This is a genomic window from Mesorhizobium sp. UC74_2 (genome assembly GCF_042701485.1).
Taxonomy (GTDB): domain Bacteria; phylum Pseudomonadota; class Alphaproteobacteria; order Rhizobiales; family Rhizobiaceae; genus Mesorhizobium.
Window position 1 is genome coordinate 323,281 of record NZ_CP170562.1, and the last position, 13,433, is coordinate 336,713.

General features: G+C 62.9%; 14 protein-coding genes. 3 read left to right on the plus strand and 11 right to left on the minus strand.

Going from position 1 to position 13,433, the window contains the following annotated elements:
• Positions 1-3: 3 nt before the first annotated feature.
• The gene (locus ACFJIU_RS01615) at positions 4-1,197 is read right to left on the minus strand and encodes an amidase (protein ID WP_379066924.1); all 1,194 of its coding nucleotides are present in this window, start codon (positions 1,195-1,197) and stop codon (positions 4-6) included.
• Between the two features lie 536 nt (positions 1,198-1,733).
• On the opposite strand from ACFJIU_RS01615, the gene odc2 reads away from it, so the two are divergent.
• Both odc2 and ACFJIU_RS01625 read left to right on the plus strand, forming a co-directional pair.
• Positions 1,734-2,867: an ornithine/lysine decarboxylase gene (gene odc2, locus ACFJIU_RS01620; protein ID WP_379066926.1), complete on the plus strand. Its 1,134-nt coding sequence runs from the start codon at positions 1,734-1,736 to the stop codon at positions 2,865-2,867.
• Between the two features lie 101 nt (positions 2,868-2,968).
• Positions 2,969-3,544, plus strand: coding sequence for a GNAT family N-acetyltransferase (locus ACFJIU_RS01625; protein ID WP_379066928.1), 576 nt, complete (start codon positions 2,969-2,971; stop codon positions 3,542-3,544).
• 117 nt (positions 3,545-3,661) lie between these two features.
• On the opposite strand, the gene ACFJIU_RS01630 is transcribed toward ACFJIU_RS01625, so the two are convergent.
• The 7 genes from ACFJIU_RS01630 to ACFJIU_RS01660 form a co-directional block, all read right to left on the minus strand.
• Positions 3,662-3,946 carry an SCP2 sterol-binding domain-containing protein gene (locus ACFJIU_RS01630; RefSeq protein WP_379066930.1) on the minus strand — a complete coding sequence of 95 codons (285 nt, stop codon included), beginning with the start codon at positions 3,944-3,946 and terminating at the stop codon, positions 3,662-3,664.
• Positions 3,947-4,229: 283 nt separating this feature from the next.
• On the minus strand, positions 4,230-4,793 hold the full coding sequence (locus ACFJIU_RS01635; RefSeq protein ID WP_379066932.1) for a DUF2076 domain-containing protein: 564 nt from the start codon (positions 4,791-4,793) through the stop codon (positions 4,230-4,232).
• Between the two features lie 36 nt (positions 4,794-4,829).
• Positions 4,830-5,546: a Bax inhibitor-1/YccA family protein gene (locus tag ACFJIU_RS01640; protein ID WP_379066934.1), complete on the minus strand. Its 717-nt coding sequence runs from the start codon at positions 5,544-5,546 to the stop codon at positions 4,830-4,832.
• 24 nt (positions 5,547-5,570) lie between these two features.
• Positions 5,571-6,335, minus strand: a complete 765-nt coding sequence (locus ACFJIU_RS01645) for an anti-sigma factor family protein (RefSeq protein ID WP_379066936.1) — start codon at positions 6,333-6,335, stop codon at positions 5,571-5,573.
• Positions 6,332-6,862 carry a sigma-70 family RNA polymerase sigma factor gene (locus ACFJIU_RS01650; RefSeq protein ID WP_379066938.1) on the minus strand — a complete coding sequence of 177 codons (531 nt, stop codon included), beginning with the start codon at positions 6,860-6,862 and terminating at the stop codon, positions 6,332-6,334. The genes ACFJIU_RS01645 and ACFJIU_RS01650 overlap by 4 nt, the downstream gene beginning before the upstream one ends.
• A gap of 61 nt (positions 6,863-6,923) precedes the next feature.
• Positions 6,924-7,574, minus strand: coding sequence for a DedA family protein (locus ACFJIU_RS01655; RefSeq protein WP_379072894.1), 651 nt, complete (start codon positions 7,572-7,574; stop codon positions 6,924-6,926).
• A gap of 205 nt (positions 7,575-7,779) precedes the next feature.
• Positions 7,780-8,151 (minus strand): hypothetical protein, encoded by a 372-nt coding sequence (locus tag ACFJIU_RS01660; protein ID WP_379066940.1) that lies wholly within the window; start codon positions 8,149-8,151, stop codon positions 7,780-7,782.
• A 244-nt stretch (positions 8,152-8,395) separates the two neighbouring features.
• On the opposite strand from ACFJIU_RS01660, the gene ACFJIU_RS01665 reads away from it, so the two are divergent.
• Complete coding sequence (locus tag ACFJIU_RS01665) at positions 8,396-9,655, plus strand: diguanylate cyclase (protein WP_379066942.1); 1,260 nt, start codon at positions 8,396-8,398, stop codon at positions 9,653-9,655.
• A 60-nt stretch (positions 9,656-9,715) separates the two neighbouring features.
• Here ACFJIU_RS01665 and ACFJIU_RS01670 read toward each other — a convergent pair whose 3' ends face one another.
• From ACFJIU_RS01670 to ACFJIU_RS01680, 3 genes are read right to left on the minus strand one after another with little or no spacing between them, the layout of a single operon-like run.
• Positions 9,716-10,399, minus strand: coding sequence for an SDR family oxidoreductase (locus ACFJIU_RS01670; RefSeq protein ID WP_379066944.1), 684 nt, complete (start codon positions 10,397-10,399; stop codon positions 9,716-9,718).
• Positions 10,389-11,801, minus strand: a complete 1,413-nt coding sequence (locus ACFJIU_RS01675) for a GH1 family beta-glucosidase (RefSeq protein WP_379066946.1) — start codon at positions 11,799-11,801, stop codon at positions 10,389-10,391. Before ACFJIU_RS01675 ends, ACFJIU_RS01670 begins: the two co-directional genes overlap by 11 nt.
• Positions 11,782-13,422: an amino acid ABC transporter permease gene (locus ACFJIU_RS01680; RefSeq protein ID WP_379066948.1), complete on the minus strand. Its 1,641-nt coding sequence runs from the start codon at positions 13,420-13,422 to the stop codon at positions 11,782-11,784. Before ACFJIU_RS01680 ends, ACFJIU_RS01675 begins: the two co-directional genes overlap by 20 nt.
• Positions 13,423-13,433 lie beyond the last annotated feature (11 nt).

The following is a 13,433-nucleotide window of genomic DNA, read 5'->3' on the forward strand; positions in this document are numbered from 1 at the left end:
GCGTCAGGCCTTTCCGATCGTTTCGAGAATGCGTCGTCCAAGCCCGATCAAGGCGAGATCGCTCCCGACGGGGCCAAGCAGGGAGAGGCCGAAAGGCGCGCCATCGACCATACCCAGCGGCAAGGTCAGTTGCGGAAAGCCGGAGAGGCCGGACAGGCAGAGCAGATGCAGGGCGCGCTCGCGATAGATCTGGGTGTCCTCGAAACTCGAAGCCGCGAGTGGTGCTGCGCCAGGGACAGTCGGCAAAACGAGGATGCCGTCCTTGGCGAGGCGGTCGGCCAGTTCGGCGCGGAAGGCATCGCGCCGTGCGGTCTCGACCTTTGCGGCTTTTGCGTCGATGGTGGCGCCATAGGCGAAACGCTCCTTCACACCCGGGCCGAGGCGGCGGTCTTTCTCCGAAATCCAGGTTCCGTGCGATTCCCAGGCCTCGCGTGCCTGCAGCCTGCGGAAACACCAATAGAGATCGTCGAGATCATGGGTGAGGGCAGGGCCATCCCGCGGTTCACCAAGGACCGGCGCGATCGTCTTGATCATGGCCTGGTATGCATGCCTCTCCGCTTCGCCCAGCAGGAGGGCGTCAACGGGAGCCATACGGAACGCGCGCGCCGGCAGCACCGCGTCGCTTTCGCCGAGCAGCCGCCGCGCCACTTTCTCGTACACATCGATGTCCCTGCCGAACCAGCCGAAGGTGTCGAAGCTGGGTGCCAGTGGCATGGTGCCTTGCAGGGAAACCACGCCATGCGTGGCGCGCAGGCCGATCAGGCCGCAGAAGCTGGCCGGTGCGCGGATCGAACCGCCGGTATCGGAGCCGGTGGCAATGTCGGCGAGCCTGCCCGCAACCGCAGCCGCCGAGCCGGACGAAGAACCCCCGGTGACACGGTCAGGCGCAGCGGGATTCACCGGGCGTGGATAGTGAGCGTTCTGGCCCATCAGCGAAAAGGCGAGCTCGTCGGTCTGCGTCTTGCCGACGAATCGCGCGCCCGCGTCGAGCAGCCTTTGCACCGCGGGTGCTGTCGATGGCGCCGGTTTGCCGGTTTCCCCCTTGTCCGGATTGCCGCAGCCGGTGACATAGCCAGCAACGTCGAAAATATCCTTCACCGCCAGCGTCAGTCCAGCCAATGGTCCGGATTGTGCATGGGAAACAGGGGCTTGGCTGAGATCGAGGAAGGCGTTGAAGCGGTCGTTCTGCTTGGACATCGTTCAATATCTGGATACGGTGCGTCCACAGTCGTTCGACAGCGGATTTTTTTCAAGCCGAGGTTCGATTTTAATTGATTGTGAAAACATGCGCGCCTATATCGCGCTTGCCCAAAGTCGCACGTGCCTGTGGGCGTCCCCCGACCCTCGAATGGCGAGGATATCGGGACGGTACCCGGGAAGTAACGAGCCCGGTCGGTTCAGCGGCCAACCGCCGATCCGAGGACGTCTTGAAGCAACGACGGTGCGGGCCTTTCTGGTGTTTTCCGGTTGTCCATAGACCGGGGTTACTGAAGAGGCACACCCTCATTGCCGGCAGTGCGGTTGGGAACTCCCATCCAAGCCAAGGCAGACAAAGCGGACCATAGCCGGGCAAGGCTAGGTCCATCGCCGCGAGACGGCTTTCGATGGCTCCGGGGTCTCCACCGGCTGGTGCTATCGGATTTTCGTCCCGCCTTTGTTTGACCGCGTGTTCGCGAGGCCGAAGCCCGCGTCCCGCACCTTTGCACGTGCCGCAAGGCGCGATGGAGAGTCCTATGGCTACGCAACGTGTTCTCGATTTCCTCGCCACCCGACGTCCGGAAGGCCCCTGCCTTGTCGTTGACCTCGACGTCGTGCGTGACAATTTCCGCGCCTTCGAGAAGGCGCTGCCCGATTCCAAGATCTATTACGCGGTGAAGGCAAACCCGGCGCCGGAAATCCTGCGCCTGCTTGCTGCGATGGGTTCGTCCTTCGACACCGCGTCGGTTGCCGAGGTCGAGATGGCGCTGGACGCGGGTGCAACCGCCGACCGCATCTCCTTCGGCAACACCATCAAGAAGGAGCGCGACATCGCCAGGGCCTATGCGCTCGGCATCCGTCTCTATGCCGTCGACAGCGTCGAAGAGGTCGAGAAGGTTTCGCGCGCCGCCCCGGGTGCCCGCGTGTTCTGCCGTGTGCTGACCGATGGCGAGGGCGCAGAATGGCCGCTGTCGCGCAAGTTCGGCTGCGTGCCGGCGATGGCCGTCGACGTTCTGCGTCACGCCAGGAAGCTCGGCCTCGATGCCTATGGCGTGTCGTTCCATGTCGGCTCGCAGCAGACCGACCTTACCGCCTGGGACCGTGCCCTGGCCGACGCCAAGCGCGTGTTCGCGACATTGGCCGAGGAAGGCATCGTACTCAAGATGGTCAACATGGGCGGCGGTTTCCCGACCCGTTACCTGAAGGACGTGCCGGCGGCGCAGGCCTATGGCCAGGCGATCTTCGGCGCGCTGCGCAAGCACTTCGGCAACGACATTCCGGAAACCATTATCGAGCCGGGTCGCGGCATGGTGGGTAATGCCGGCGTGATCAAGTCGGAAGTCGTGCTGATCTCGAAAAAAGCCGACAACGACAACGTGCGCTGGGTCTATCTCGACATCGGCAAGTTCGGCGGTCTCGCCGAGACGATGGACGAGGCGATCCGCTATCCGATCGTGACCGCGCGCGACGAGGACGAGAAGGCGCTCTGCGTGCTCGCCGGCCCGACCTGCGATTCGGCCGACGTCATGTACGAAAAGGCACCCTATCCGCTGCCGCTTTCGCTCACCATCGGTGACGAAGTGCTGATCGAGGGCACCGGCGCCTACACGACCACCTATTCGGCGGTCGCGTTCAACGGCTTCGAGCCCCTCCGATCCTACGTGATCTGACGGGCGGACAGCGCGTCAGATCACCCCGCTCGCCGGTGCCTTCTGGTGCCGGCGGTGGGTTCGCTTGTGGAACAGTTCTCCGCTCGTGAAGGATCGCGGAAATGGACATTGCCAAAACCCTGCCGGCAGCTTTGCCTGCCATTCTCATCACTGCCGAAACTGCGGCGGACATCGGTGCCCGTGAGGCGCTGCTCGACCGCGCCATGGGCGCGGGACGCAAGCGCAAGTCGTCGGAGAAACTGCGGCGCGGCCGCCGTCCGTCCGAGGGACTGGCTTTTGTTGCACGCAACGAGGGCGGCGCCGTCGTCGGTACCGTCCGGTTGTGGGATGTGCGCTTGGGCGACCATGGCGCCGCAGCGCTGCTGCTTGGCCCGCTCGCCGTCGATCCGACCGCCAAGAGTGCCGGCATCGGTTCGGCCTTGATGCATCACGCCGTTGCTGAAGCAGGGCGACTTGGTCACCGGGTCATCCTGCTTGTCGGCGATGCTCCCTATTATGCGCGCTTCGGCTTCTCGGCCGAAAAGACCGGCCGACTGGCCATGCCCGGTCCTTATGAACGCGACCGCTTCCTGGCGCTGGAACTGGTGCCGGGTGGGTTGGATGGTGCCAGGGGCACTTTGAAGGCTTCGGGGCGCAAGGCAGGCGAGCGCGCGGCGATGCGGATCGCAGCAGCCTGAGACGGCGGGGGCCGGACGGCGGCAGGCAGCTTCAGGCTCGGTCTGCCGCCGTATTATTGATTTCTAACCGATATATGCCAGGACAAGCCGTAGCGTATCCTGGCGATGGTCTTCGGGTCAGCCGATCAGTTGGCTGAGTGCCATGGCGACCGACATGTCGCCCTCGACCTTCAGCTTGCCGGTCATGAAGGCCATGGTCGGGTTGAGGTCGCCGGCCAGCAGCGATTCCAGATTGTCGAGCGAAAGCTTGATGGTGCAGTCGGTCGGGGCATCGGTGGTGGAGATCGATGCGCCATCGATGACGATGACACCGTCGGCACCGGTATCGAACTTCACCGACTTGTCGAAGCCGGCGCTTTCGACCTTGGACTTGAGGCTTGCCGCGATTTCCTGAACGCCCATGATTATCTCCCAGTCTTTTGCGCGTCGCGCGTGTTCGTTTCCATCCGGCTTTGCCGGGCACTGCGGCGTTCAAGCCTCGCGCGAACGCGTTCAAGGAGGCCTCGGCGCCGAAGCCGTTCTATAGCCTTCAGTTGACGTTTACGTCAACGTGATTTCTGCATCTGCGGATGGATCGTGGCAAGAAAAAAGCCTGCGCACGCCATTGCGCAGGCTGACGGGAATCGTGCGGAAAGCAGCCCAACAGAGACGACAGTAGGTCGTTCTCCGATGGACTGAAGGTCGACTAGAACTCCATATCTTCCATGCCGCCGCCGTCGAACCCCGCATCCTCGGCGGCAGGCTCCTTCGCGGGCTGTTCAGCCGCCTGGGCTTCACCCGCGCCAAACATGCTGCCGACAGCGTTTGCCAACAGCATGCCGCCGGCGACACCCATCGCGGTTTGTGCCGCGCCGGCAAGGAAGCCGCCGCCGGCGCGTTGCTGGCCGAAGCCGCCGCCTTGTTGGTAAGGCTGTTGCCCCATCCCAGAAGCATATGCGGCGTTCGTTCCGACCTGCGGGACGGATGTGCGACGCGGCTGCCGGCTACCGCCGAACAGCCCACCGAAAAGGCCACCATTGGACGAGCGAGAAGCTTCGGCTTCAAGCTGTTCGATGTGGGCCTGGGCGGATTGCAAGGCCTGTTCCTGCACCACGATGGTCTGCGCCATGTAGTACGGTGCGCCGGGCTGGGATGCGATCTTGTCGCGGATGAAGGCCTCGGCTTCGTTGTCGCGCGGCGGCGACTGCTGCTCGACAAGGGCTAGCTTGCCGAACAGCTGATCGATCGCCTGGCTGTCGTTGCGGTCCATGCTGGTCTCCTCAATTGTGCCGGTTGTCGAGCGCGTTTATTCGCGCTCGCCCGTGAAATTCAGCAGCAGCTGGAAGATGTTGACGAAGTTCAGGTACAGCGAGAAGGCACCCCAGACGGCCATTTTCTGGCGCGATTCGCTGTCGAAGTTCTCGGCGTACTGTTCCTTGATATTCTGCGTGTCCCAGGCGGTCAGACCGAGGAAGACGACGATGCCGATGACCGAGATCGCGAACTGCAGGGCTGACGAACCAAGGAAGATGTTGACGATGCTGGCGATGACGACGCCGATCAACCCCATGATCAGGAAGGACGAGAACTTCGTCATGTCGGTCTTCGTCGTGTACCCGTAGAGGCTCATCGCGCCGAACATCGAGGCGGCGATGAAGAAGGTGCGCGCGATCGAGGTACCGGTGAAAACGAGGAAGACTGACGCGAGCGACAGTCCCATGACCGCGCAGAAGGCCCAGAACATGGCCTGGGCGCCGGCAGCCGACATGGTCTGGATGCGGAACGAGAAGAGCAGCACGAAAGCAAGCGGTGCGAGCATCACCACCCATTTCAACGGGCTGGAGAAGATCGGCACGTAGAGCGCGGGAATCGAGCTTACGGTGAAGGCGACGACGCCGGTCAGGACGAGTCCGAGCGCCATGTAGTTGTAGACGCGCAGCATGTGCTGGCGCAGGCCCTCGTCGAAGAGGACGGCGCTGGGCTGGCCGAAGCCTGCGTGTTGACGATAGTCGGGCGAGTTCATGTCAGTGTCTCCTTGGGTGGATGATCAATAAAGGCTGTCGGCAAGCTTCTTGGCCGAGGTGCCGAGTTCCCTCGGATTGCCGCGTCCAACCAGCGCGTAGGCGACTTCGCCGATCTGGAAGTAGCTTGATGCGGTGCCGCCGATATCTGTCTGCTTGGGTTTGACGACGTCGAAAGTCCCCGGTCGAACCGCGAACAGCGACGCGTCGCCGATCGAATCCGAATGGACCGCCAGTTCGACGCTCGGACCGAAGCGGGATGGATAGATCTGGACGTCCCGGACGCTCCAGTCCCTGGGCAGCGCAGGCATGGTGATCGCGGTCGCCGACAGGATCTCGGCTGGATCATAGTCGCGGACTTTCGGCTGCGACGTCATGGATGCACGCAGCAGGCTGGTGCCATGGGCGCGGACGGCCTCCTCGACATAGGCCGGCGGTGGAACCGAAGCGATCGACTGGCTGACGCCGAACGGTCCTATCGCTTCATGAGCGATCCAGCCGGCACCGACGAACATCGCGACTGTCGCTGCGCGCTGGAGAACGGCGAAAATCCGACCCCGGAGAAGACCGCGCTGGAGCTGCCGGGCTGCCTCCGTCGTGCTTGACCGAACCGCACGTGATGGCGCGGAAAGAGCCAGGCGAAGTTCATCATGCAGCCGCAGGTCCGCCATCACGCGGGCAGCTTCTTCGGGGCGTGCGGCCAGGTAGGCCTCGACGTCGATCCGACGCGACGTGTCGAGCTGATCGTCGACATAGCTGAGGATATCGGTGTCCGTCACCGGGTCCGTCACGATGTTCCTCCTACAATCCTGAGATGTCCGGGCCGGGACGAAGGGTTCTCTTCCATTTCACGCAGCGCCGCACGGGCGCGTCCCAGCCTCGACATCAACGTGCCGACCGGAATGCCGAGCGCGTCGGCAGCTTCCTGGTAGGAAAGGCCCTCGATCGCCACGAGATGGATGGCGGCACGCTGTTCCTCGGGCAGTGCGAGGAAGTTCTCCCGCACCTGGGCAAGACGAGCCGAATGTTCCTGTGGCGCTTCCATGGAAGTGTCGGTGAGCTCTGCTGCAGCAGCCATCCGCCGCTGCTCGGCGCGTGCCGAGCGCATGCGATCGATGAAGGTGTTGTGGAGGATCGAAAGCAGCCAGCCGCGCAGATTGCCGCCGGAGCGGAAGCCCGAGCGGCGCTCATATGCGCGCACCAGCGCGTCGTGGACGAGGTCCTCCGCGTCCGCGTCGTTGCGCGTCAGGGAGCGCGCGTAGCGACGCAGCGAGCCGAGCTGAGCAAATACGTCAAAGGATGACCGTCTGGTCTTCATGCGAGGTATACGGTGCCTGTTCGGCATTTAATCCCTCGTGGCGTGAAAGGATCTTCGCATTTCACTGCAACTGGCCGGCCCTTCGGCGTTGAGGTGTGATCTTTCGGAGGATCCAGGCGATCAAGACGGCGCCTAAAAAGGTCAGGGCCGTCAGGCCTATGCCCAGTCCGAGCCATTGGAATTCATTGAGTTCGCCAAACCACGAAGCGCCTTTTGCCGCCAGCCAGCCGGGTGCGAGCATAAGCGGCGCCCAGACCAGCGCCGACCCGATGTTTGCCAGCTGAAACCGCTTCTGATCCATCGCCATCATGCCTGCGACAAGCGGCACGGTGGAGCGAAGAGGACCGAAGAAGCGCCCGAAGAATATTGCTGCGAAGCCATATTTCCTGAAGAACAGGCGTGCCTGCGCCACGCCGCTCCGGTATCGTCTGAGCGGCCATCGATGCACGATGCCCGGTCCCGTCCAGCGACCCAGAACATACGAGACGATGTCGCCCAGGACCGCCCCGATGACTGCACCCAGGACCACGGGAACCGGATCGATCACGCCCGCGCCCACAAGCCCTCCGATCAGCATCATGAGCGCTGTCGCAGGAATGAGAAGTCCGACAAGAACCGGGGATTCGCCGAAGGCGACAAGGCCGACTGTCACGCCCGCCCACATCTGATGTTCGCGCAAGAATGTCTCTGTCGTCTGAAGAATTCCGTCCATCATAAGGCTCCCGCCTCGATTTCGTTTCGGGGAAGGGCAGTCGCCACCATGGCCCTGAACGCCATCAGTATGGCGAAGCTCCCAATTGCTGGCCGCCCATCGCTGGGTGCTCGGACTGGGCTGGGCAAACCGGTGAGGAGGATCGTGCGGATTCGCCCAAAGGCGTGCGCATGCGGATGGCTGCAACGGCCCGATCTGGTATGGATCAGACTATCGGAGGCGCACAGGCATCATAGGCGCGAGCCAGATCGGTGGACGCACAGTGTCTTGTAGGCGTTGCACCCGAAGCGATCGCCATGGGCAGGGCCAATGTGGGGAGTTCGGGCGGGATTGCGGCCGCATCACGTCCGCTGTCCTTCAGGCAGAGCGGACGATCGGCCCTTACCGTCGAGATGGCTATGCGTTTGTGGTTCGTCTGGCGTGCCAGGGCCAGTTCCGTATTCTTCGGCTGTGGGGAGCCTGGAGACGACGAAGCGGAAAATGGCAATTGACCGAACGCAAAGATCGCAGCCAGGAGCAGCATCGCGGCCGACAACAGTGTCAGGTTCGACTGTCTCACATGTCTACGGCGGGTCATGAAGCTCCGGTCGGTCACAGGCTTGATCGGCCAAAGGGGCATATAGTGATGCCCGCCCCCTATTCCCAGCATCGTCGATCACATTGCCGCGCGGGCTGGTTACGGGTGTTGCGGCTTCTTGCGGAATACCTTAGATGGCCAGCCGGCAGCGGCATGTCTCAATGCAACGGCGCATCAGGCCGCAAGGCGCGGCCGGAAGCGTCATCAAGCATCGGGGCTTGATCCGCTTGGGGGTAATCGCAACATGTCAGGTTTCCTGGTTCTGCTGACGCAGGCCTCTGTCTATTTCGCGGCGATGGCGTTTGTGTTCCGCGTCAGGACAAGCCTCGGCATGGGCGTCTTTTTCTGCACGCTCGGAGCGATGCACTTCCTGGAGACCTATCTCGCGGCTGTTTATTTCATCCAGCTGCCGTTCGGGCTGATCTCGCCCGGCTCGACCGTGATGTTCGCCGGCAAGCTCGCCTTCTTCCTGCTGCTCTACATCAAGGAAGATGCCGAGAGCATGCGGCAGCCCACCTACGGCCTGCTGATCGGCAATCTGCTGATGGTGGTGCTGGCCCTGCCGCTGAATTACTACAGTGATCCGGCGCAACTCGCCTGGCGCCAGCCGGAGATGGATTTCATCAACCAGATCGGTTTCCTGATGGTCTGGGGGACTGCTCTGCTTTTCATAGACCTGATCGGCATGGTGCTGCTCTTCGAGCGGCTCGGAACAATCGTCACAAACACCATCCTGGGTCGCATGTTCATCAGCCTGGCGATCGTCCTCAGCTTCGACCAACTGTTTTTCTATCTGGGCCTCTATCTCGTAACCGGGGCTCCCTTGTCTGCCTTCTACGGTGGGTGGATCGCCAAGATCGGCTCAGCGCTCTTCTTCAGCGCGATGCTGGCGCTTTATCTGCGATTCGTCGAAAAGAGCCCGCTTCCGGTCGGCGTCAGACGCGCCACCGACGTATTCGACAGGCTAACTTACAGGCACCGTTACGAGAAGCTCGTCGGGCGGATCGGAAAAGACCCGCTGACAGGCCTGCAGGATCGTGGCCAGCTCGATGAAAAAGGTCCGGTCATGCTGACGGAAGCGCTCAAGTCGGCACTTCCGCTGAGCCTGATGATGATCGACATCGATCATTTCAAAGCCGTCAATGACAACCATGGACATGCCGAGGGCGACAGGATTCTTCAGGCAGTTGCCGACGCTCTTTTGAACGCCAAGCGGGAGGGTGACGAACTCTTTCGTTACGGCGGTGAAGAGTTCGCGCTGCTTTGCCCGGAAGCGTCGGCGGGAGCATTCATGCTTGCCGAACGCATGAGGGCGGCAGTCGCTAACACGGTCCATCCCGAACTGAACCGATCAGTGACTGTCAGCATCGGCATCGCAACATGCCCAATGAACGCCACGGATTTTCGTGAGCTTCTCATGTTGGCCGATGCTGCCTTGTACGAGGCAAAGGCGAAAGGCAGGGACCGGGTGTCGATATCGACCGTGACAGCCGGATACCGGTAACGGACAGCATTCAGCAGCCTGAACCGGGTCAACCGGCACTGCCAGCAGATGCCGCGGGCGCTACCAGCTTACCAGCCGACCGTCGAATGCCAGGAAGGCCCCGCTGTGTTCCGGTTTTGCCGCGGCAATGATCGATCGCAACGCTCTTGCGCTTTCTTCCGCCGGCAGGACGGCTTCCGCACCACCCATGTCGGTCTTCACCCATCCGGGATGCAGCGACAGCAGGGTGATGCCGTCGGGCTGCAAATCCCGCGCAAGCTGGACGGTCGCCATGTTGAGCGCGGCCTTCGAGCAGCGATAGGCGTAATCGTCGTCATCGTCGTCGAGCAGGCCTTCCGCCATCGACCCGGCCCGCGAGCCGACGTTGGCGACGACTGGATCGGTGGCAAGGCGCATGTTCGCTCGCAAGGCCCGTGTCAACAGGAGCGGGCCAAGCGTGTTGATGCGCAGAACGTCCAGGAATTCGTCCGGTTTCAGGCGATCCAGGCCGGGGAATGGGCTGCGCACCCCTGCATTGTTGACGAGCACGTCGAGCGGCTGGCCGACGAGCCGCGACTCCAGCATTGAAATCGATGCCGGATCGGCAACATCGAGCGGCTGGTACTCGATGCCGGCCTCAAAGCCGTCGGCAGGCCGGCTGCGGCTGCAGCCGATGACCTGCCAGCCGCTTGCCGCATACTGCCGTGCCAGTTCGCGTCCAAGTCCGCGTCCGGCACCGGTGACAAGGACGGTCTTAGCCGCCACTTGCGGCGCTCCGCGGCCTGACGGCTGCTTCCTGACGCGCGATCGCGGCATAGATTTCGCCGGAAAACTTTACCGTGCGTTTCTGTGTCTCGTAGTCGACATGAGTGATGCCGAACGGCGTGGTGTAGCCATAGGCCCATTCGAAATTGTCCATCAGCGTCCAGGCGAAGTAACCGCGCACAGGCATGCCTTCGTCTGCCGCCCTGGCGATCTGTTCCAGATGTTCGACATAGTAGGCGGCCCGCAATTCGTCCCAGACATGGCCGTCCGTGCCCACCGTCTCAGGCCGCGTGGCCACGCCGTTTTCGGAAATGTAGATCTCCTTCGGCGCGTAGTTATCATTCACATAACGCAGTACATCGTACATGCAGCGCGGCCAGATCTCGTAGCCGACGGCGGAGTAGAGGCCTTCCGGCTGGACGCGCCGATAGTTCAACGGCGCCAGTTCCGTGCCTTCGGCGATGACCGAGCGGCGGTAGATGTTGACGCCGAGATAGTCGACGGGCGCGGCGATGATGGCGTTGTCGTCGGCATGGATAGCTGGAAGCAGATCTCCATAGAGGTCAAGCATGTCCTTTGGATAGCTGCCCTTGAAGACAGCATCGAGGAACCAGCGGTTCTGTGCGCCGTCGAAGCGTCGCGCGGCGGCAATATCACGTGGGTCGGCGCTGGCGGGTTCCGCCACATTGAGGTCGAAGACGATGCCGACGGAGGCGTCCGGTATCTCGGCGCGGATGATCGGAACCGCCTTGCCGTGACCGAGCAGCGCGTGATGGCTCGCCGTTACGCCACCCCTGGTGCCGTCGCGCAGGCCCGGGGCGTCTTCGCCCGAGGCATGGCCCGACCAGCAGAAGGTCCATGGCTCGTTCAGCGTCGTCCATTTCTTGACGCGATCGCCAAAGCTGCGGGCGGCCAGCCCGGCATAGTCGGCCAGTGCGTCGGCGGTGGCGCGATTGTACCAGCCGCCTTCGTCCTGCAATGCCTGCGGCAGGTCCCAGTGGTAGAGGGTCGCATAAGGTTCGATGCCGGCAGCCAGGAGATCGTCGATCAGCCGGTCGTAGAAGGCTGCTCCCTTGGTGTTGACGGTGCCGCGTCCCTCGGGCAGCAGCCGCGTCCAGGCGAAAGAGAAGCGGTAGGCGCCAAGCCCGAGCGTCTTCAGGACGGCGATATCGTCTTTCCAGCGATGGTAGCTGTCGCAGGCAATGTCGCCGCTGGAGCCGTCGATGATGACGCCGGGCACCTTGCAGAAGCGGTCCCAGATGCTCTCGCCTTTTCCGTCGGCCGCCGGCGCGCCTTCGATCTGGTAGGCGGCCGTGGCGGCGCCGAAGACGAAGCCCTGTGGCAGAACGAGCGAGGCTGCACGGGTGTCCAGGGTGCGCCTGTTATCGATGCTTGATGTCATATTTTCTCTCGACTGTGCTGATCAGGCTGGCCGCCGCCAGTGTCAGCAGGATGTAGAAGATGGCGGCGGAGTTGTAGGGTGCGAAAGGCAGGAAGCTTGCCGACTGGAATTCGCGCATGCGCTGGGTGATGTCGCGGATGGACAGGATCGACAGCAGCGAGGTGTCCTTGAGGATGGCGATGAGTTCATTGCCGAGCGGCGGGATGATGATGCGGAAGGCCTGCGGCAGGATGACGAGACGTGCCGTCTGCCAGCCGTTGAGGCCGAGGCTGCGTGCAGCCTCGATCTGGCCGCGTGGGATGGCGTTGATGCCGGAGCGGAAGATCTCGGCCAGGTAGGCGGAATAGGCAAGCGCCATGGCTGCGATGCCGCGGGCGAGATTGGGCGGGTCGAATACGCCTTGGGTGGCATCTTTCAGCGCGCCGGCCAGCGGCAAGCCGACATAGAGCACGATCACCAGCATGGGGATGCCGCGAATCGTGTCGACGATGAATTCCGAGCCGATCGAAAGCGGATGGCGGCGATGGATATGGCCGCCGAAGGTGAGCAGGCCGGTGACGATGGCGAGCACCGCAAGGGTGATGCCTGAGGCCTTGTCGGAATCCCTGAGGGCGGCAGTGCGCCAAAGCACCGGCAGGTCGGCTGGCGCGCCAGCCGCGGGCAACAGCGCGGCGCTGACATCGGCCTTCTTTTGGAGCGCGGCGACGGCTTCCGCCGGTCCTTTGAAAGTGCGCAGCGGTACTTCGTCACCCGGCGCTCCGGGAAACTGACCGTAGCGAACAGCGCCGATCGTGCCGGACGGCGTGCCGGACACGACGGCGACCTTGCCGTCCAGGCTGCCGACCAGCACATAGTCCTGGCTCGGTTGCAGGAGGAACCACGCCGCCGCACAGGCGAGCAGAGCAGTCAGTCCAACGAAGATGAGATTTGCGCGCCGACTGTAGTCGAGTTTGAGCAGGCCGACCCAGACCAGACCGAGCAGTGCCGCCAGTATGTAGGCGGCGACTGCTGCACGGATGGTCGTGGCAACACCGGCGGCGAAGGCCATGGGCGCCAGGAAGAGGACGACGACCAGGCCGATGCCGTTGAGCGCAAGCAGGATAGCCCGGCCGGCTTTCGTCGCACGTGGTTCTTTTTGGCTGAAAAAGAAAAGCGCGAGTGCGGCGACAGAGACTGCCAGATAGCCCCAGAAAAGCCCTGACGCGTAACCCTGCACCATCGCATCCGCAGTATCGGTGAGCTGGCGCGGAGTGACGCCCTGCATCACCAGTTTCGAGGTGAAGGGATCGACCGCATTGGCAACGACCGACGCCACGTAAGGGCGGACGATTCCGGTGCTGGCGACAGCGGTGGCTGCCAGCAGGTTCACCACGGCGCATGCGTTGGCAAGATGCGGTCTTGGTGCCGATATGCGTGAAAACACGACGCTTCCGATACCCGCTGCAAAAGCCATGACCAGGAGCAGGAAGCCTGGAACAAAGACCGAGGAACCGTGCTCGACACCCACGATGGCACGTAAGGAACGCTGATAGTCCGGCGAACTCGCGAACAGGTAGACGATAAAGGGCAGGGCGGCTGCGATGATCAGATTGCTGGGTCGCAGGCGCATGAGGTAGCGCATCTCTGTCCGCC